The sequence below is a fragment of the Oxalicibacterium solurbis genome (genome assembly GCF_014635845.1).
In the GTDB taxonomy this organism is placed as follows: domain Bacteria; phylum Pseudomonadota; class Gammaproteobacteria; order Burkholderiales; family Burkholderiaceae_D; genus Oxalicibacterium; species Oxalicibacterium solurbis.
This window is the reverse complement of the sequence record NZ_BMDP01000001.1, coordinates 622,004-641,202: the sequence shown is the minus strand read 5'-3', so window position 1 is coordinate 641,202 and position 19,199 is coordinate 622,004. Positions and strand designations below refer to the sequence as shown.

The 19,199-nt window shown below is 56.3% G+C and carries 17 protein-coding genes and 2 tRNA genes; 8 read left to right on the top strand and 11 right to left on the bottom strand.

Going from position 1 to position 19,199, the window contains the following annotated elements; all coding sequences use genetic code 11:
- Positions 1-430 precede the first annotated feature (430 nt).
- Positions 431-1,735 carry an oxalate/formate MFS antiporter gene (oxlT, locus tag IEV40_RS03095; RefSeq protein ID WP_229723928.1) on the top strand — a complete coding sequence of 435 codons (1,305 nt, stop codon included), beginning with the start codon at positions 431-433 and terminating at the stop codon, positions 1,733-1,735.
- Positions 1,736-1,867: 132 nt separating this feature from the next.
- Positions 1,868-3,463, top strand: a complete 1,596-nt coding sequence (gene ggt / locus IEV40_RS03090; protein WP_188419477.1) for a gamma-glutamyltransferase — start codon at positions 1,868-1,870, stop codon at positions 3,461-3,463.
- A 37-nt stretch (positions 3,464-3,500) separates the two neighbouring features.
- On the opposite strand, the gene IEV40_RS03085 is transcribed toward ggt, so the two are convergent.
- Positions 3,501-4,199, bottom strand: coding sequence for a GntR family transcriptional regulator (locus tag IEV40_RS03085; RefSeq protein ID WP_188419476.1), 699 nt, complete (start codon positions 4,197-4,199; stop codon positions 3,501-3,503).
- A 201-nt stretch (positions 4,200-4,400) separates the two neighbouring features.
- A tRNA-Arg gene (locus IEV40_RS03080) sits at positions 4,401-4,475 on the bottom strand.
- 170 nt (positions 4,476-4,645) lie between these two features.
- Here IEV40_RS03080 and IEV40_RS03075 point away from each other — a divergent pair.
- Complete coding sequence (locus IEV40_RS03075) at positions 4,646-6,559, top strand: ATP-binding cassette domain-containing protein (RefSeq protein ID WP_188419475.1); 1,914 nt, start codon at positions 4,646-4,648, stop codon at positions 6,557-6,559.
- Between the two features lie 59 nt (positions 6,560-6,618).
- Here IEV40_RS03075 and IEV40_RS03070 read toward each other — a convergent pair whose 3' ends face one another.
- Positions 6,619-7,458, bottom strand: coding sequence for a SirB1 family protein (locus IEV40_RS03070; RefSeq protein ID WP_188419474.1), 840 nt, complete (start codon positions 7,456-7,458; stop codon positions 6,619-6,621).
- A gap of 48 nt (positions 7,459-7,506) precedes the next feature.
- On the bottom strand, positions 7,507-9,057 hold the full coding sequence (gene murJ, locus IEV40_RS03065; RefSeq protein WP_188419473.1) for a murein biosynthesis integral membrane protein MurJ: 1,551 nt from the start codon (positions 9,055-9,057) through the stop codon (positions 7,507-7,509).
- A gap of 260 nt (positions 9,058-9,317) precedes the next feature.
- Between murJ and rpsT the strand changes: the two genes are divergently transcribed.
- Positions 9,318-9,581 (top strand): 30S ribosomal protein S20, encoded by a 264-nt coding sequence (rpsT, locus tag IEV40_RS03060; protein ID WP_188419472.1) that lies wholly within the window; start codon positions 9,318-9,320, stop codon positions 9,579-9,581.
- Positions 9,582-9,706: 125 nt separating this feature from the next.
- Here rpsT and IEV40_RS03055 read toward each other — a convergent pair whose 3' ends face one another.
- The 3 genes from IEV40_RS03055 to cspE all read right to left on the bottom strand — a co-directional run bounded on the left by IEV40_RS03055 (position 9,707) and on the right by cspE (position 11,114).
- Positions 9,707-10,159 (bottom strand): DUF192 domain-containing protein, encoded by a 453-nt coding sequence (locus tag IEV40_RS03055; protein ID WP_188419986.1) that lies wholly within the window; start codon positions 10,157-10,159, stop codon positions 9,707-9,709.
- Positions 10,160-10,236: 77 nt separating this feature from the next.
- Entirely contained in the window at positions 10,237-10,818 is a 582-nt protein-coding gene (locus tag IEV40_RS03050; RefSeq protein WP_188419471.1) for a pseudouridine synthase, read from the bottom strand.
- A 92-nt stretch (positions 10,819-10,910) separates the two neighbouring features.
- Positions 10,911-11,114 carry a transcription antiterminator/RNA stability regulator CspE gene (gene cspE / locus IEV40_RS03045; protein ID WP_009665919.1) on the bottom strand — a complete coding sequence of 68 codons (204 nt, stop codon included), beginning with the start codon at positions 11,112-11,114 and terminating at the stop codon, positions 10,911-10,913.
- 363 nt (positions 11,115-11,477) lie between these two features.
- On the opposite strand from cspE, the gene clpS reads away from it, so the two are divergent.
- Both clpS and clpA read left to right on the top strand, forming a co-directional pair.
- Positions 11,478-11,786, top strand: coding sequence for an ATP-dependent Clp protease adapter ClpS (gene clpS, locus IEV40_RS03040; RefSeq protein WP_188419470.1), 309 nt, complete (start codon positions 11,478-11,480; stop codon positions 11,784-11,786).
- Positions 11,783-14,086 carry an ATP-dependent Clp protease ATP-binding subunit ClpA gene (gene clpA / locus IEV40_RS03035; protein WP_188419469.1) on the top strand — a complete coding sequence of 768 codons (2,304 nt, stop codon included), beginning with the start codon at positions 11,783-11,785 and terminating at the stop codon, positions 14,084-14,086. Before clpS ends, clpA begins: the two co-directional genes overlap by 4 nt.
- Positions 14,087-14,178: 92 nt before the next feature.
- Here the strand turns inward: clpA and IEV40_RS03030 are convergent, their stop codons facing one another.
- The 3 genes from IEV40_RS03030 to aat form a co-directional block, all read right to left on the bottom strand.
- Entirely contained in the window at positions 14,179-15,219 is a 1,041-nt protein-coding gene (locus IEV40_RS03030) for a quinone-dependent dihydroorotate dehydrogenase (RefSeq protein WP_188419468.1), read from the bottom strand.
- Positions 15,220-15,302: 83 nt separating this feature from the next.
- Entirely contained in the window at positions 15,303-16,037 is a 735-nt protein-coding gene (locus tag IEV40_RS03025) for an arginyltransferase (RefSeq protein ID WP_188419467.1), read from the bottom strand.
- Positions 16,034-16,792, bottom strand: a complete 759-nt coding sequence (aat, locus tag IEV40_RS03020; RefSeq protein WP_188419466.1) for a leucyl/phenylalanyl-tRNA--protein transferase — start codon at positions 16,790-16,792, stop codon at positions 16,034-16,036. The genes IEV40_RS03025 and aat overlap by 4 nt, the downstream gene beginning before the upstream one ends.
- Positions 16,793-16,974: 182 nt before the next feature.
- On the opposite strand from aat, the gene IEV40_RS03015 reads away from it, so the two are divergent.
- Positions 16,975-18,177, top strand: coding sequence for an ammonium transporter (locus tag IEV40_RS03015; protein ID WP_188419465.1), 1,203 nt, complete (start codon positions 16,975-16,977; stop codon positions 18,175-18,177).
- Positions 18,178-18,263: 86 nt separating this feature from the next.
- Here the strand turns inward: IEV40_RS03015 and IEV40_RS03010 are convergent, their stop codons facing one another.
- Positions 18,264-18,848 (bottom strand): NUDIX hydrolase, encoded by a 585-nt coding sequence (locus IEV40_RS03010; protein WP_188419464.1) that lies wholly within the window; start codon positions 18,846-18,848, stop codon positions 18,264-18,266.
- Between the two features lie 161 nt (positions 18,849-19,009).
- On the opposite strand from IEV40_RS03010, the gene IEV40_RS03005 reads away from it, so the two are divergent.
- Positions 19,010-19,086 (top strand) — tRNA-Met (locus tag IEV40_RS03005).
- Positions 19,087-19,199 lie beyond the last annotated feature (113 nt).

The window sequence follows — 19,199 nt, the reverse complement described above, 5'->3', positions numbered from 1 at the left end:
ATTGGGTCCTGTTTCTTGTTTCCTGGTGCCGTTGCCGTATTGCGCAATTACTATCCGCCGGCTTTTCTTTTTTTCTTCATCCCTCTGAACCTTCACTTTGCACCTTTGCTGTGCAATGCGGGCTGCCCGTGCGGCTGGCAGTGAAAGCAGCATGTTGCCGGTAGAAGGCATTGCCGTTGTGCTTGCTCGCACTTGGAAGACGACGCTTCCGCTGCTGCCGCGTCGTGGCTGAAACCGCAAATCTCTGGCACCAAGCTTGCTTAACGTGGTGTGGTTTGTAAAAAACTGCGGATTTTGACCATCCGTTTCCCTTCTTTCTTCCCTTTTTCTTGACAAGTGTATTTATTCGGCCTAACTTTCACCAAAACTGACATGTCAGTAATCGTCATGTGATGTGAGGCGTAGTTGGACCCTGTTTATTGGAGGCTCTATGAATCATGCAGATACCCATCCCGCAACGATGACGGCAGCAATGGCGGCCAGTACGCGATGGTGGCAGCTTTTCTTTGGCGTGGTGGCGATGATGGCGATCTCCAGTCCGCAGTATGTCTGGGCGCTGTTTACGACGGAATTGACATCGATGCTCGGTGCCACGCTGCCGGAAGTGCAGGTGACGTTCGCGATCCTGATCGTCGCGCAGACTTTTCTCTCGCCATGCCAGGGCTTCCTGATCGACAAGTTCGGGCCGCGCCTGCTGCTTTCGGCCGGTGCGATCCTGACGGCGTTGAGCTGGATTTTGGCATCGCAGGTCGCCAGTGTCTGGGGCCTGTATCTGACCTACGGTCTGCTGGGTGGCGTGGGTACCGGCATCATTTACGTCGGCGTCGTCGGCCTGATGGTGCAATGGTTCCCGGATCGACGCGGTTTCGCGGTCGGCATGGTGGCGGCCGGTTACGGTTTCGGCGCGATCCTGACGACGTTTGCGATTTCGTCGCACATCAAGTCGTCCGGCGTGCCGAGCACGTTGATCACTTTCGGCCTGATTCTCGGTGTGGTCGGTTTCCTGGCTGCGCAGGGCATGCGTCGTCCAAGGGGCAGCGAAGTCACGGAGCTGGCCGAACGGTTCAAGGCACCTGTGACTAACAGAGAAAGCGCGCACAGCTACCAGCCGGCGGAAATGCTGAAGAAGCCGATTTTCTGGCTGCTCTTCATCATGATGACAATGATGTCCACGTCGGGCTTGATGGTCATTTCGCAGATGGGTGCGTTTGCGAAGGATTTCGGCGTGCATGATGCAATGGTGTTCGGCATGGCCGCGCTGCCGCTGGCATTGACGATCGACCGCTTTGCCAATGGACTGACACGTCCGTTCTTCGGCTGGGTGTCCGACCGCATCGGACGCGAGAATACGATGTTCATCGCCTTCGGCATGGAAGGCGTGGCGATGACGTTGTGGCTGATGACTACGGATAACCCGGTGCTGTTCGTGCTGTTGTCTGGCGTCGTGTTTTTCGGCTGGGGAGAGATTTTCTCGCTGTTCCCGTCGATCCTGACCGATACTTTCGGCACCAGGCATGCGACGACGAACTACGGTTTTCTCTACATGGCGCAGGGTGTGGGATCGGTCATCGGCGGTCCGCTGGCGGCGATACTGCATGATGCGACCGGTTCGTGGACGCCGGTTTTTGCCACCGTGATCTGCATGGACTTTGCAACGGCAATTCTGGCAATGATCGTATTGAAACCATTGCGCAGAGGTTTTCTGGAAAAAACCAGAAACCTTGCCGGGCGATAGACAACACGATTAGCCATTGCATGGCCTGGAGGAGAGATGTTTTCTCCTCCAGGCATCCGAAAAATTTTATTTTCGTCTTTCTCTCCATTCACGGAGAGATTGGTTTTTTTATTGCTTTTTAAGGTTGGAGATATGCTTAATACGACCCACGCTACTCGTGGTATGGCAGTTGCGCCACATTCACTTGCATCGCAAGCGGCTTTGGCGGTTCTGAGGGAGGGCGGCAACGCTATTGAGGCAATGGTTGCAGCAGCGTCGACCATTGCCATCGTTTATCCCCATATGAACGGTATCGGTGGCGATGGGTTCTGGGTAATCTCCGAGCCGGGCAAACCGGTATTGGCAATTGAGGCATGTGGCGTGGCGGGAGCAGCAATCTCGCAAGAGTTCTATACCAGCCGTCAGCTGACCAGCATTCCCATGCGTGGTCCGATTGCCGGCAACACGATGGCTGGTACCATCAGCGGCTGGCAGGAAGCGTTGAACATCAGCACGGGTTGGGGCGGCAAGCTGCAGTTGTCCGATTTGCTGAAAGATGCAATCCATTACGCGGAAGAAGGGATTGCCGTCACCGCATCGCAATATGCTAGCACCAGTGCCAAGCTGGATGAATTGGTGGTGCAGCCGGGTTTCAAGGACACCTTCCTGGTGGACGGCAAGATACCGCCAGCAGGCAGCCGTTTCGTGCAGCCGCGCCTGGGCAAGACGCTGCGCAGACTGGCTGCAGATGGACTGGATAGCTTCTATCGCGGCGCATTGGCCGAAGACATCGCAAAGGATCTGGCAGAAATCGGCAACCCGATCACGCTGGAAGATTTCCATGCCTATCGTGCGCGCACTTGCGAAGCGATCCATCTGGATCACAGCGTGGCGGATATCTACAACACGGCGCCGCCGACGCAAGGCGTGATTTCGCTGATCATTCTGGCGATCCTGGACAAGCTGAATCTCAAACAGTATCAGCAGGACAGTCCGGAATACATTCATCTGGTCGTCGAGGCGACCAAGCAGGCCTTTGCCATCCGCGACCAGTACGTCGGCGATCCGGCGTACATGAAGGTCGATCCGCAATCACTGCTGACGGACGAATTCCTTGCACCGTATGTCGCGAAGATCAGCATCGACAAGGCACTGCCGTGGGGCAAGGGTAAAGGCCCGGGCGACACGATCTGGATGGGGGTGATCGACGGCGAAGGCCGTGCGGTATCCTTCATTCAAAGCATCTATCACGAGTTCGGCAGTGGTGTCGTTCTGTCGCGTACCGGTATCAACTGGCAGAACCGCGGTTGCTCGTTCTCGCTGGATTCGGCGCATATCAATTGCCTGATGCCAGGAAAAAAACCGTTTCACACGCTCAATCCTGCATTGGCCCGCTTCAAGGATGGCCGCACCATGGTGTATGGCACGATGGGCGGGGACGGCCAGCCGCAGACCCAGGCTGCCGTATTCACCCGATATGCCATTTTCAACCAGCCGATCCAGCAGGCGATTACCGCGCCACGCTGGCTGTTGGGACGTACCTGGGGGAAAAGTTCGGAATCCCTGAAAGTGGAAAGCCGTTTTACCGAAGGCGTCATCCGCCGTCTGCGCTCGCTGGGACATGAAGTGGATGTGCTGGCCGACTTCGACGAAATGGTCGGCCATGCAGCCGCAATCGTGCGCGATCCGTCGGGCGTATTCGAAGGTGGATGCGACCCGCGCAGTAACGGCGGCGTCGCCGGGTTCTAAACCGCGTGATGAGGCATGGGCGGTGTAAGCGGAGACGCTACATTCCGCCCATGAAGTGCAGCGTCTTGCGTGTGTATTCCTCGACGTAGTCGATCAGCTTGTCCGCAGCATCGCGTGCGCCGGGTTCGTCGTTGGCGGCGATGGCGCGTGCAATTCCGGCATGCAGTGTCGACACGCGTTGCAGATCGCCGAAGCGTTTGAAGTGCAGGTACCAGAAGCGCCGCGTCTGCGCTTCGATCGGGCCGATGGCGTAGGCGAGATATTTGTTCTGTGCGGTATCGATGCACAGACCGTTGAATTCCCGGTCCGTTTCGATGAACAGCGTGCCGTTGTCCTGTTGTGCGGCACGGTCAAAATCATCGGCCAGCCTGAGGAAGGTACGCCGTTGATCTTCCATCGCCAGACGCGCGGCACGGCCGGCGATGATCTTTTCCAGCTCGCGCCGTACCTCGATCATGTTCAATTGATCGGACAGGTCGATTTCCGACACGATGACGCCCGAACGCGGCAGGATCTTCACGTTACCCTCGATCGCCAGCCGCTGCAGCGCTTCACGCAATGGCGTGCGGCCGAAGCCGAGCGAACGATTCAGCGCCTTCTCGGAAATCTTGCTGCCTGGCGGCAGTTTCAGCGTGACGATCATTTCTTCCAGGATGCGATAGGCCATCTGGGCCTGGTTCTCGCCATTCCCTTCCATTTCGGATTGCAGTGCTTGTATCTGTTCTTCGGTGATCATGTATTCAGTCCCGATATTCAGTCCGATTGTCGCCGTTGTTGATGGTCGGTATCGATTATACGGTTGCTGCCGGGGCGCGACATCTTTTTGAGACTCGGGGGAATGGCATCGAAAGGGCTGCGAACGGGGCTATGCCCTTTGCGGTATGCCGATCGCAAATGCAGGATGTTGCTTGAGTGATTTGACGGAAGAATCCGGGTCTGGTCCCGCCGACAGGAATCGAACCTGTATCTAGCGCTTAGGAGGCACTCGTTCTATCCATTGAACTACGGCGAGACGCGGGAGAAGGACAGCATTGCCTGTCGTTTCCGTCCGGGATTATAGCCGATGGGCATGTGCAATGATCGTGTGAAATGGCGTGTGCGGCCGCAGTCGGGCTGCGCGACCGGTACAATGCGGACTTCATTGCTCAATTGCGCGGTGCGCGCACATCTTTTCCTATCCTTATGGCAGTCATTTCCCTTTCCGATGCGCAGCTGGCGTTCGGTCATGTTCCTTTGCTCGACCATGCCGAGTTTTCCCTTGAAGCGAGTGAGCGTGTCGGCCTGATTGGCCGCAACGGCACCGGCAAATCGTCGCTGCTGAAGATCATTGCCGGCCGTTCGCGTTTGGATGACGGCTTGCTGGTCATGCAGCAGGGCATCAAGATCGCCTATGTCGAGCAGGAGCCGCAGTTTGCGCCGGAGAGTTCGGTGTTCGATGCAGTCGCTTCTGGCATGGGCGATCTGCAGTCGCTGCTGGCCGAATACGATGGACTGACGCAACAGTTCGGCAGTGGTGACGACGACGCATTGATGGCGCGCATGCACGACATTCAAATCAGGCTGGATGCGGCCGATGCCTGGAATCTGAACCATAAGGTAGAAGCCACGCTCGATCGTCTGAATCTTGTCGGCGATGCGACGATGGCGACCTTGTCCGGCGGCATGCAAAAGCGTGTGGCGCTGGCGCGTGCATTGGTGGGTGCGCCCGATGTTCTGCTGCTGGACGAACCGACCAATCATCTGGATTTCACTTCCATTCTGTGGCTTGAGGGTTTGCTGCGCGATTTCAGGGGCAGTGTGCTGTTCATCACGCACGATCGCCGTTTTCTGGACAACGTGGCGACACGCATCATCGAACTGGATCGTGGCCGGCTGCTCTCCTTCCCGGGAAATTTCAGCGCCTATCAGGCGCGCAAGGAAGAACTGCTGGCGAACGAGGAAGTCGAGAATGCCAAATTTGACAAGCTGCTGGCGCAGGAGGAAGTGTGGATACGCAAAGGTGTGGAAGCGCGGCGTACACGTAATGAGGGTCGCGTACGGCGGCTGGAAGAATTGCGCCGCATCCGCGGCGATCGACGCGAACAGCAAGGGCAAGTCAAGCTGGATATCGCGACCGGCGATCGTTCCGGCAAGATCGTGGCGGAACTCGAACATGTGAGCAAGTCTTTTGGCGACAAGGTTATCGTTCGCGATTTCAGTGCGACGATTATGCGTGGCGACAAGGTCGGCCTGATCGGACCGAACGGTGCCGGCAAGACGACGCTGTTGAAAATCATTCTCGGCGAGGATGCACCGGACAGCGGCACCGTCAAGCAGGGTTCGCGTCTGCAGATCGCCTATTTCGACCAGATGCGCGCACAACTTAATGAAGAGGCCAGTCTGGCCGACACGATTGCGCCGGGCAGCGACTGGGTGGAAATCAACGGTCAGCGCAAGCATGTGATGACGTATTTGTCCGACTTCCTGTTTGCGCCGGAACGGGCGCGTTCGCCTGTCAAGTCGTTGTCGGGCGGCGAGCGCAACCGCCTGCTGCTGGCGCGCTTGTTTGCCAAGCCGGCCAATGCGCTGGTGCTGGATGAACCGACCAACGATCTGGATATCGATACGCTGGAATTGTTGGAGGAATTGCTGGAAGACTACAAGGGCACGGTTTTCCTGGTCAGCCACGACCGTACCTTCCTCGACAACGTGGTGACGCAGGTGATCGTCGCCGAAGGCGATGGACGCTGGCAGGAATATATCGGCGGCTACAGCGATTGGGAACGCGTGCGGCCGGCGGCGTCGAATATCGTATCGCCGAAGCCGACTTTGAAGGCGGAGGTAAAAACTACGGAGCAGGCTGCACCTGCCGTCGCCGCTTCGAAACCGAAGAAACTCAGCTACAAGGAACAGCGCGATCTCGAACAGTTGCCGACGATGATTGCGCAACTGGAGGAAGAGCAGAAGAGCATCACGGAAAAGCTGGCCGATCCTGCCATGTACACGGAGCAGCCGGATGAAGTGAAGTGCCTGAATCAGCGTTTTGCGGAAATCGATACGTCGCTGCTGGAGATGCTGGAGCGTTGGGAAGATATCGAGAAGCGGGCAAAAGGATAGCTACATAACGCCATCGCCGGACCGACATGCCAGGCTATCGAATGGTTGCGCGGCATAATTCAGTTCAGCTTGTCGATCGCATCCCGCAATTCCGGCAGCCTTGCCTGTACTTCCGCTGCATCCATTGCATACGGACGTTGGGCCAGATAGGCTTCCAGATCCTGCAATGCGGCCTGCGGGCAATCCAGATGCGCGAACGCCAGTCCGCGATCGCGGCGCTCGGTAATGTCGTGCGGAAGCAGGATCAGCAGTCTTTCCTGTACGGTTAGCAGATGTTGCCAGCGCTTTTGCTGCATGAACAACGCCTTCAGGTTGCGCAGCATGCGCACCAGAATGTCGTGCGGCGTGGCGGATGACAAGTAGGCGCCGAGCTGGAAATCGTCGGGAAATTCCTGCCGCAGGATATAAGGTTCGACGCGCTCTTCCAGTTCTTCGCGCGACAGGCTGGTGCCGTTGAACGGATCCAGCACGACCTGCCCGGACTGCACCGACAGTTTCATCAGGAAATGGCCGGGGAAGGAAATGCCGTGCACATCGAGGTCGATCTGCCGGGCCAGTTCCATGTACGTGACAGCCAGCGAGATCGGAATGCCGCGTCGTGTATGTAACACACGGTGCAGATAGCTGTTGTCGGGATTGTAGTAATCGTTGACGTTGCCGCTGAAGCCGAGTTCGGTATAGAAGTAATGGTTCAGTACGCGCAGCTTTTGCAGATTGGATGCATCGGCCGGCAACCGCTGGCGCAGGCGGGCGGCAAGCTCGTCGATTTCGGTTTGGGACTCATCCAGATCGAGATCCGGATAAACATCCTGTGCAATCGACAGTGCCGCCTCGAAGAGCGGGATGCTGTCGTCTTGCTGTACTAGCATGGCAAAGTATTCAAGGGACTGAGTCGTCATATGCCTCCTATTTGATGAGGACGCCATGTTCAGTCACATGTTACGCGATCAATTTGCGATGCGCTTGAAATCCCGAAAGCGAAATCCCATGGCAAGCAGGGCGCCGAAGTAGCTGATGCCGCAGGCCGCCAGAACCAGTACCAGCGCGCCGACGCGCTGGAGCGGCACAGCGTGCAACGCCACCCAGTCGAACTGGGCTGCTGTCCAGGATGCAACGCCGGCCATCAGAAGCAGCGCACCGGCCAGTCGGATGAAAAAGATGCGCCAGCCGGGCAGTGCCGTATAAATGCCGCGACGACGCAAGCCCCAGTACAAGAAACCGGCATTCAGGCAGGCGCCCAGACCGATCGACAATGCCAGTCCGGCATGCGCGAACCACGGGACGAAAATCAGATTCATCAATTGCGTGGCGATTAATACGCCGACGGCGATCTTGACCGGCGTCTTGATGTTTTGTTGCGCATAGAAGCCGGGCGCCAGGATCTTGACGAGAATCAGGCCGAGCAGCCCGACGCCATAGGCAATCAGCGCCTTCGACGTCATCGCGACCGACAGCGCATCGAATTTTCCGTAATGGAAGAGCGTGGCCGTCAGCGGCTGGGAAATCGTCGCCAGTCCGACCGCGCATGGCAGAGCCAGCAGGAAAGTCAGCCGTAGTCCCCAGTCGAGCAGCGCCGAATATTCTTCCTTGTTGCCTTCAAAATTCGCCTTGGACAGGCTGGGCAGCAGGATGGTCCCGAGAGCAACACCGAGCAGGGCGGTCGGGAACTCCATCAGGCGATCCGCATACGACAGCCACGACACGCTGCCGCTTTCCAGCCGCGACGCGATGTTCGTATTGATCATCAGGCTGATTTGCGCGGCGGAAACCGCAAAGACGGCCGGGCCCATCTTGCGCAAGACCTTGCGTACACCATCGTCGCGCAGGCTCATCAGCGGATTCATCGCAAGCCGCGGCAGCATGCCGATGCGCATCAGGGCTGGAATCTGGATGGCCATCTGCAGGATGCCGCCGATGAGCACGGCAATCGCCATCGCATAGATCGGTTGCTGCAGATGCGGTGCCAGGAAGAGCACGCCGCCGATGAAGGTCAGATTCAGCAGCACGGGAGTGAATGCCGGAATCTTGAATTCGCGCCAGGTATTCAGGATGCCGCCGGAGAGCGCGACGAAAGCCATGAAGCCGATATACGGAAACATCAGGCGCGTCATCCAGACGGAGGCATCGAATACTTCCTTGTTGCCCTTCAGGCCGGTGGCGATCAGATAGATGATGACTGGCGAAGCGATGATGCCAAGCAGGCAGGTCGCCAGCATGGTCCACATCAGGACGGTGGCGACATGGTCGACCAGGCTCTTGGCGGATTCTTCACCTTGCTGGCTTTTGTATTCGGCCAGAATGGGGACAAAGGCCTGCGAAAAGGCGCCTTCGGCAAACAGGCGGCGCAATAGGTTGGGAATGCGGAAAGCGATATTGAACGCATCGGTATAGGCTGATGCGCCGAATGCACGGGCAAACAGGATCTCGCGGATCAACCCCGTCACACGAGAAACCATGGTCATGCCGGAGACTGCCGCAAGCGTTTTGTGCAAGTTCATGGAGCGCGATTATATAGTCTGTCGGCTGAAGATGATGGTGCCAGGGAGCTTGCGACCGGCACGAGAGATCGATATCTTTTTGATATTTTTCTCATCTCTTCCTTTTGGAAGAGGGCATGGCGGCAAGGAAGCAACATTCATTTGCCCGATTCAGGAAATGCCGCTATAATCCAATGCTTTACCGAATTCCGTCTCACTTACGGATGCGTTTTTGCAAATGCGTGCAAATGCGTGTCGATCAGTTTTAGGAAAATTTATTCATGGCAAATACCGCACAAGCACGCAAACGCGCTCGTCAAGCGATCACGCTGAACGCTCACAATTCCAGTCAGCGTTCCACTCTGCGCACCGCTATCAAGGCTGTTCGCAAAGCGATCGATGCAGGCGACAAGGCTGCAGCTTCCCAGGTTTTCCTGGCTTCCGTGTCGACGATCGATCGCATCGCCGACAAGAAGATCATCCACAAGAACAAGGCTGCTCGCCACAAGAGCCGTCTGGCCGCTGCTCTGAAAGCACTGGCCTAAGCAATTCCCGGTTTGATCGCTGGTCAGCGATCGGCGAATGAAAATCCCGCCTGATGTTGATGCATCAGGCGGGATTTTCTTTTGGTTGCTTCGTTCGGTCGTTTCGATATGGGAAGTGTTGGCAATCAGTGCGCTGGCGGCAGTCCATCGATGATGGTGCCCGGTTTGATATTCCTGCTTTTGAACCAGCCGGCATTCATCTCCAGGGCGTAGTACACCTGTCCTTTGGAGCAATGCGAATCCAGTGATTGCGGTTTCATTTCTTCGATGTTGGCAATGCGTCCGTTACGGTCGATGAAGGCGACCGAAAGCGGAATCAGCGTATTTTTCATCCACATGCAGGCCTGAGCCGGTGCTCCGAACAGGAAAACCATGCCTTCGTTCGTTCCCATGCTTTCGCGAAACATCAATCCCTGTTCGCGCTCTGCGGCGTTGGCGGCTACTTCGGCATGGATGACGTTCATGCCGGCCGTCAATTGAATGACCGAAAATTTCTTGATTTGCTGGGCAAATGCGACGGAAGATACCGCGGTGGCAAGTGCGAGGGCGACCGTATATACGCCAAATATTTTTTTCATGGGCAATGCTTGCAAGTGAAGAGGCATCGGCGAGTGTAAAGGAAAAGTCCCATTTTCGTTTCTGGGTACGGTCTTTATTATTTTCGAACGGAAGGAAAATCGAGTCCGAGTTCTGCTGTTGAAATTTCCCGCCATTCGCCCGGCCATAACGGATGTGTCTGGAGTGAAACGGGGCCGATGGCAATGCGAACCAGCCGTAATGTAGGAAAGCCGATCGCGCCGGTCATGCGCCGTACCTGTCGATTCTTGCCTTCGGACAGCGTGATCACCAGCCAGCTGACAGGAATTTCGGCGCGCGCGCGAATCGGCGGATTGCGCGGCCATAGCCAGCCGGGTTCTTCGATTCGCCGGGCATCACAGCCTTGCGTGATGAAGTCGCCGAGATCCAGCGGTGCGCGCAGCCGGGCGAGTGAATCAGCATCCGGTATGCCTTCTACCTGGGCCAGATAGGTTTTCGTCTGTTTGTGATCGGGATGGCTGATCTGGTGCTGCAATTGGCCGTTGTCCGTCAGCAGCAACAATCCTTCGCTGTCGGCATCAAGCCGGCCGGCAGGGTAAATGTCAGGGATATTCAGGTAATTGGCCAGGGTGTCGCGCGTCGGGTGCGGCGAGAATTGGCTCATCGTGTGGAAGGGCTTGTTGAACAGAATCAGAGGCATGGTGAGGATGGTATGCGGAATGCAAACAAGTCGCCATTCCTGTTGCCATAAAAAAACCCCGCCTTGGCGGGGTTTTTGTAAGCCACAACAAATCAAGGAGCTTGAATGTTGGAAGCTTGCTTGCCTTTAGGGCCTTGCGTGACTTCGAACTGGACTTTCTGACCTTCTTTGAGCGTCTTGAAGCCGTTCATCTGGATTGCAGAAAAATGTGCAAACAGATCTTCGCCGCCGTCGTCCGGCGTGATAAAGCCGAAGCCTTTAGAATCGTTGAACCACTTGACTGTACCTGTTGCCATAAAAGCGTCTTTCTTGATATAGACTTAATCACACGAGCCGCAAAAGTAAGAAGCCTCGCCTAACCGTTGCCCCTCCTTAGAACTTGCTCACTTCTTTTTTTATTGACACCTCAGATGTTGTCAAGGATGTCAATAGATTCATTCTTTACGTAAAAAATGTAAAAGTCAAGAAGTTTTGATGGCGATTTTACAAGTCTGTTTCGTCCTCGAAATGGATACCAAAACATCTGTTGTGCCCCTTGATTTTGGCTAGCAGGGCGTCATCTGCATCGACAGAAGAAAACGCGTAAGATTTGAACTGACGATTTATTTCTTCGCTCTTCCGGGCATTGTGCGTCTGGGCGAACGTATTAGAATAAGCCTATGACAATCAAGCATGACGAAGGAACGGTTCTTCAGCGGCAGGAGCAGAAACTCAAGCCGCCGTCGATGTACCAGGTGTTATTGTTGAACGATGATTACACGCCGATGGAATTCGTCGTGATGATTCTTCAGGAATACTTTAATAAAGATCGTGAGAATGCGACGCAAATCATGCTCATGGTTCACCGCGATGGAAAAGGGATTTGTGGCGTTTATCCGAGGGATATTGCGTCTACAAAGGTTGAGTTGGTTTTGAGCCACGCCCGAAAAGCGGGGCACCCCCTGCAGTGCGTGATGGAGGAAGTATGATTGCGCAGGAATTGGAAGTCAGTTTGCATATGGCGTTTGTCGAAGCAAGACAGGCGCGCCATGAATTTATTACTGTTGAGCATCTGCTGCTGGCATTGCTCGACAATCCGTCGGCTGCGGAAGTCCTGCGCGCCTGCGCCGTCAATATCGACGATTTGCGCAAGACGCTGACGAACTTCATCAACGACAATACGCCGACCGTGCCGGGCACGGCCGAAGTCGATACTCAGCCGACGCTGGGTTTCCAGCGCGTGATCCAGCGCGCGATCATGCATGTGCAGTCTGCATCCAACGGCAAGAAGGAAGTGACCGGCGCGAACGTGTTGGTTGCCATCTTCGGCGAGAAGGATTCGCACGCCGTCTATTACCTGCATCAGCAGGGCGTGACGCGGCTGGACGTCGTCAATTTCATTTCCCACGGCGTACGCAAGGATCAGCAACCTGATTCCCAGAAGGCGTCGGAAGGCGCTGAAGATGCGACACCGGTCGAAGGCCAGCAGAAGGAAAGTGCCCTCGATCAGTTCACCCAGAACCTGAACAAGATGGCTGCCGAAGGCAAGATCGATCCGCTGATCGGCCGCGAAGGTGAAGTCGAGCGTGTGATCCAGATACTGTGCCGCCGTCGCAAGAACAATCCGTTGTTGGTTGGTGAGGCTGGTGTCGGCAAGACGGCAATCGCCGAGGGGCTCGCGTGGCGCATCACGCAGGGCGATGTGCCCGAAGTGCTGCAGAATGCGGTCGTCTATTCGCTCGATATGGGCGCCTTGCTGGCCGGCACCAAGTATCGGGGTGATTTCGAGCAGCGCCTGAAGGCTGTGCTGAAACAGTTGAAGGACAACCCGAACGGCATCCTGTTCATCGACGAGATCCATACGATCATCGGCGCCGGTTCGGCGTCGGGCGGCACGCTGGATGCTTCCAATCTGCTAAAGCCGGCGCTGTCGAACGGCCAGCTGAAATGCATAGGCGCGACCACGTTCACGGAATTCCGCGGCGTGTTCGAGAAAGACCATGCGCTGTCGCGCCGTTTCCAGAAGATCGATGTCAACGAGCCGAGCGTCGAGCAGACCGTGCAGATCCTGCGCGGTCTGAAGTCGCGCTTCGAGGAGCATCACGGCGTCAAGTATTCGTCGTCTGCGCTGACGTCTGCGGCGGAACTGGCTGCGCGCTATATCAATGATCGGCATCTGCCTGACAAGGCGATCGACGTGATCGACGAAGCCGGTGCGGCGCAGCGCATCCTGCCGAAGTCCAAGCAGAAGAAGACGATCGGCAAATCCGAGATTGAGGAAATCATCTCGAAGATTGCGCGTATTCCGCCACAGACCGTCAATCAGGACGACCGCTCGAAGCTGCAGACGATCGAGCGCGACTTGAAGAATGTCGTGTTTGGCCAGGATCCGGCGCTGGAAGCACTGGCGTCGGCGATCAAGGTCGCGCGTGCGGGTCTGGGCAAGGCGGACAAGCCGATCGGTGCTTTCCTGTTTTCCGGGCCGACGGGTGTCGGCAAGACCGAGGCTGCCAAGCAACTAGCCTTCATCATGGGTATCGAGTTGATCCGCTTCGACATGTCGGAATACATGGAACGTCATGCGGTAAGCCGCTTGATCGGTGCGCCGCCGGGATATGTTGGTTTTGACCAGGGCGGCCTGCTGACCGAAGCGATCACGAAGAAGCCGCATGCAGTGCTGCTGCTCGACGAGATCGAAAAGGCGCATCCGGATATCTTCAATATCCTGCTGCAGGTGATGGATCACGGCACGCTGACTGACAACAACGGTCGCAAGGCGGATTTCCGTAACGTGATCATAGTCATGACGACCAATGCCGGTGCGGAAAGCCTGCAAAAGCGTTCGATCGGCTTTACCGAGAAGAAGGAAGCCGGCGACGAGATGGCCGACATCAAGCGGATGTTTACGCCGGAGTTCCGCAATCGTCTGGATGCGATCATCAGCTTCCGTGCGCTGGACGAGGAAATCATCCTGCGTGTGGTCGACAAGTTCCTGATGCAACTGGAAGAGCAGTTGCATGAGAAGAAGGTCGAGGCGATCTTCAGCGAGAACCTGCGCAAGTTCCTGGCGCGCAAGGGTTTCGATCCGCTGATGGGCGCGCGGCCGATGTCACGCCTGATCCAGGACATGATCCGCAAGGCGCTGGCCGACGAACTGTTGTTCGGCCGTCTGGTTTCCGGCGGCAAGGTGACGGTCGATCTCGACGACAAGGAGCAGATCAAGCTGGATTTCAGCGAGAGCGATACGGCACCGCCGACCGCGGCACCGGAAACGGTGGAAGTGGAATAAGTCGGACGAGCAAACTGCTTGCATGCAAAAAAGCCCAAACAGATGTTTGGGCTTTTTTATTGTTGCCGTCGAAGGCAGCGATTCGAAAACGGTTACATGCCGTGCAAGGCCGCCGCACATTCGCGCACCAGTGCAGGTCCCTGATAGATCAATCCCGTATAAAGCTGGACCAATGAAGCACCGGCTTCGATTTTCGCCTTGGCATCGGCACCGGACAGAATGCCGCCGACGCCGATGATCGGCAATGCATCACCCACTTCCTGTTTCAGCGCGCGAATCACGGCATTCGAGGATTCGAAGACCGGCGCGCCTGAGAGACCGCCGGTTTCTTCGGCATGTTTCAATCCCTGCACGGCTTCACGGCTGATGGTGGTATTGGTCGCGATGACGGCATCCATCTTGTGATGCAGCAGCGCTTGCGCGATCGTCTGAATCTGTTCCTGATCGATATCCGGTGCAATCTTCAGCGCGATCGGCACGTAACGTTTGTGCTGATCGGCCAGGCGCTGTTGTGCATCCTTCAGGCGGGAGAGCAGACCGTCGAGTTCGGATGCGCCTTGCAGTTGCCGCAGGTTTTTCGTGTTCGGCGACGAAATGTTGACGGTCACATAGCTTGCATACGGATAGACCTTCTGCAGGCAGATCAGGTAATCGTCGACTGCGCGTTCGATGGGCGTATCGGCATTCTTGCCGATGTTTAAACCGAGCACGCCTTCCTTGTTCTGATAGAAGCGCGAAGCCTGAACGTTGGCGACGAAGGCATCGACACCGCCATTGTTGAAGCCCATGCGATTGATGACCGCTTTTGCCGCCGGCAGACGAAACATGCGTGGCATCGGATTGCCCGGCTGTGGGCGTGGGGTCACGGTACCGACTTCGATGAAGCCGAAGCCCAGCGTCGCCAGTCCGTCGATGTAGGCGCCATCCTTGTCGAGTCCCGCGGCCAGGCCGACCGGATTCGGGAAGGTGATGCCCATCATGGTGCGTGGATCGTCGGTCGGGCGCGTGAATGATGATGTCAGCCCCCATGATGCGGCGCGGCGCAGGGCAGGCAAGGTCAGGTTGTGTGCAGCTTCCGGATCGATGGAAAACAGGAAGGGGCGAGCAAGAGAGTAGAGAAATTTTTCGGACACGATATATGCGCTGTCTAGCAATGAGCGGATCAGCTGCCGGGCGGCAGCCGCAAAGCATGCATTTTAGCGCGGACGGCCCAGGCTTAGTCAGGCAGCAACGGTCGCCATTCTCCATGTCGCAGCGCCTCCAGAGGCTGGAAGTTGATCTTGTACGACATCTTGGGGCTTTCCGCGATCCAGTAACCGAGGTAGATGTAAGGCATGTTCAGCAGACGGGCCTGTTCGATCTGCCACAGGACATTGTAGGTGCCGTACGAGGCGCCAGCAGAATCGGGATCGTAAAACGTGTAGACGGACGACAGACCGTCGCCGAGCACGTCGATGATGCTGATCATGCGCAAGGTGTCGTCTTCTATATCGCGAAATTCGACAAGGCGTGTATTGACCTTGCTCTGCAAAAGAAACTGCGCATACTGCTCGCGGCTGTCCTGATCCATGCCGCCGCCGGCATGGCGTGCCGTCTGATAACGCAGATACAAGTCGTAATGTTCGGGCAGATAAAGCAGCTTGGTAACGGAAGCTTGCAAATCGCCATGCTTGATCCATGCGCGCCGCTGGCTGCGGTTTGGCGTGAAGTCATCGACGCGGATGCGAACGGGCGTGCATGCCTGGCAGCCGTCGCAGTAGGGGCGGTAGGTGAAGATGCCGCTGCGCCGGAAACCGTTTCTCACCAGTTCGGCATAGACATCCGCATTGATCAGATGCGAGGGCGTGGCAACCTGCGAGCGCGCCTGTCTGCCATCCAGATAACTGCATGGATAAGGTGCGGTCGCGTAAAACTGCAGCGTCGAGAACGGTAATTCCTTGGGATGCGTCATGATTGCTTGCGCGAGGAGTATGTCCAGTTGACCGGCAGCGGCGCAATTGGTTTCCAGTCTTCTATCTGCGGCGCATCGACCAGATGTCGCAGCAACGAAACGAATTCGGCGCGCGGAATCGGCCGCGCGCCGAGTGAAGCCAGATGCGCAGTTTGCTGCTGGCAGTCTATCATTGAAACGCCGCGACTTTGCAGGAAGCGAACCAGGTAAGCCAGCGCAATCTTGGAGGCGTCGCTGACGCGTGCGAACATCGATTCGCCGTAAAACATCCGTCCAATACTGACACCGTAAGCACCGCCGACCAGTTTGCCGTCGAGCCAGACTTCTGCCGAATGGGCGTGGCCGCTACGATGCAAGGCGCTGTAGCCAGCGATGATCTCGTCAGATATCCAGGTTCCCGCTTCACTGCGCCGAGGTTCTGCGCAATTGCGCATTACATCTTCGAACGCATGATCGAAGCGCACCTGCCATGGTCCTGCATTCGTCATGCTTTGCTCCACCTTGCGCAAAACCTTGCGCAGGCTGTCGGAAATCCTGAACTCGTTGACGAACAACACCATGCGCGGGTCCGTGCTCCACCACAGGATTGGTTGGCCTTCCGAAAACCACGGGAAGATACCGGCGCGATAGGCCATCAACAGGCGTTGCGGTGACAGGTCGGCACCGGCGGCCAGGAGGCCCGCCGCGCCGTCTGCTTCGGTCAGGGCGGTGGAAACGTCCGGAAAAGAGTCTTCTGCTTCCAGCCAGGGAATCATGCGTACTCCCCAAGTTGGTACGCTATTTTGCCCGGCTGTGGTGCGTCCGCTGAAAATTTGAGAAGGGCGGAAAAATAATCCTTATTAATCATGTGCTTGTAAACGTCACCAAAAAGGAACGATTTTTGCTTTTATGGTGCGTCATTTTGTTTGCGATGCACATTAATTGGGAGATTTTCCGCATGGATGCACTTAAAAACGGCACCGATGCCCTGTTCATCATGCTCGGCGCCATCATGGTGTTGGCGATGCATGCCGGGTTTGCTTTTCTGGAACTGGGCACGGTACGCAAGAAAAACCAGGTCAACGCACTGGTCAAAATATTAGTCGATTTTGCCGTGTCGACCATCGCCTATTTCTTCGTCGGTTACGCGATTGCCTACGGCACCAGCTTTTTCAGCAATGCGGAGGTGCTGTCGCAACGCAACGGGTTTGAGTTGGTGAAGTTCTTTTTCCTGCTGACTTTTGCTGCGGCGATCCCGGCGATCATTTCTGGCGGGATCGCCGAACGTTCACGCTTTCATCCGCAATTGCTGGCGACGGCGCTGATCGTCGGATTCGTCTATCCGTTTTTCGAAGGCATTGCATGGAACCAGCATTTCGGCATTCAGGCGTGGTTACATGCGACGTTCTCGGAAGACTTCCATGATTTCGCCGGTTCGGTAGTCGTGCATGCGGTCGGCGGCTGGATCGCGTTGCCGGCTGTGCTGTTCCTCGGCGCGCGCCGCGGGCGCTACACGAAGGAGGGCGCCATCGCCGCGCATCCACCATCAAGTATTCCCTTTCTGGCACTGGGTGCATGGATTCTGACGGTCGGCTGGTTCGGCTTCAACGTGATGAGTGCACAGACGATGGAGCAGATGAACGGCTTGGTCGCTGTCAATTCGCTGATGGCCATGGTCGGCGGCACACTGGCGGCTTTTCTGGCGGGCAAGAACGATCCGGGCTACGTGCACAACGGGCCGCTGGCCGGTCTGGTGGCGGTGTGTGCCGGCTCAAATTTGATGCATCCGCTGGGCGCGCTGGTGACTGGCGCGATCGGCGGCTTTATCTTTGTCCGTATGTTCGCGTTGACGCAGAACAAATGGAAAATCGACGACGTGTTGGGCGTGTGGCCTCTGCATGGATTGTGCGGTACATGGGGCGGCCTCGCAGCCGGAATTTTTGGAACGAAGGCGTTGGGCGGTTTGGGCGGCGTCTCTTTCATGTCGCAATTGATCGGCACGGCCCTGGGCATTGCGATTGCATTGATTGGTGGCACAGTGATTTATGGCGTGCTGAAGGCGACAATGGGTATTCGCCTGGATCCGGAGCAGGAGTTCGATGGCGCGGATCTGTCGATCCACAAGATCAGTGCAACGCCTGAACGGGAAACGTATTGGTGATATTGGTGATGTAAAGGAAGAGATGAAGAAAAGGAAAACGGCAGCGCATGGGCTGCCGTTTTTCGTAAGCTGTGCGATATGGGTTTTCAGCTTGCAGCGGTCGATTCGGCACGCGGCATCGGTTTCAGAATGTCCATTGTATGGAATCGGTAGCCGCCTTTCTGTCGTGCGGCATGGTCTTCCAGGAAAAATTTCAGTGTATTGCCGACTGTCTGGAAGGCGATCTCGTTCCACGGAATATCTTTCGGCGCGAACAATTTCACTTCCAGGCTTTCCGGTCCGGCTGCATAGTTCAAATCAAGCAAGGTTGCACGGTAGAACATGTGTACCTGATGTACATGCGGTACGTTGAGCAACGAGAACAGCTCGTGCAACTGGATGTTGGCGCCGGCTTCTTCGATGGTTTCGCGCATGGCGGCTTCGGTCGTCGTCTCATTGTTTTCCATGAAGCCGGCGGGAAGCGTCCAGTAACCGTAGCGCGGTTCGATCGCGCGTTTGCACAGCAGAATGCGCATGTCGCCATCTTCGTCCCAGACGGGAATGGAGCCGAGCACCATTTTCGGATTCTGATAATGAATGGCACCGCAATTGCCGCATACATAACGCGGGCGATTGTCGCCATCGGGAATCGTCAGCGAAACCGGGTGCGCGCATTCGGAACAAAAATTCATGGGATGCAAATGTCGAAGAAGCTTATTGAAGAAGTAATGCCGGCATAGAAGTTCGTTGTATCTGCAGGAAGTTTAGCATCGCAGCGAAGAACTTCTGCAGAAAGAAAATGCAATGATGTTTGCGTTGTCAGTCGATACCATGTATAGTTCTAATCTTCAGACGCGGGGTGGAGCAGTCTGGCAGCTCGTCGGGCTCATAACCCGAAGGTCGTAGGTTCAAATCCTGCCCCCGCAACCAAAGTCTTCGAAGTCTTGAATCCCGCCCATCTCAATCTCCTCTAAACGGGCGTCGGAATAAGCAGTATCAACGGGTATCCATACCGGGCATCATCGATGATGATTGTCGTTGAA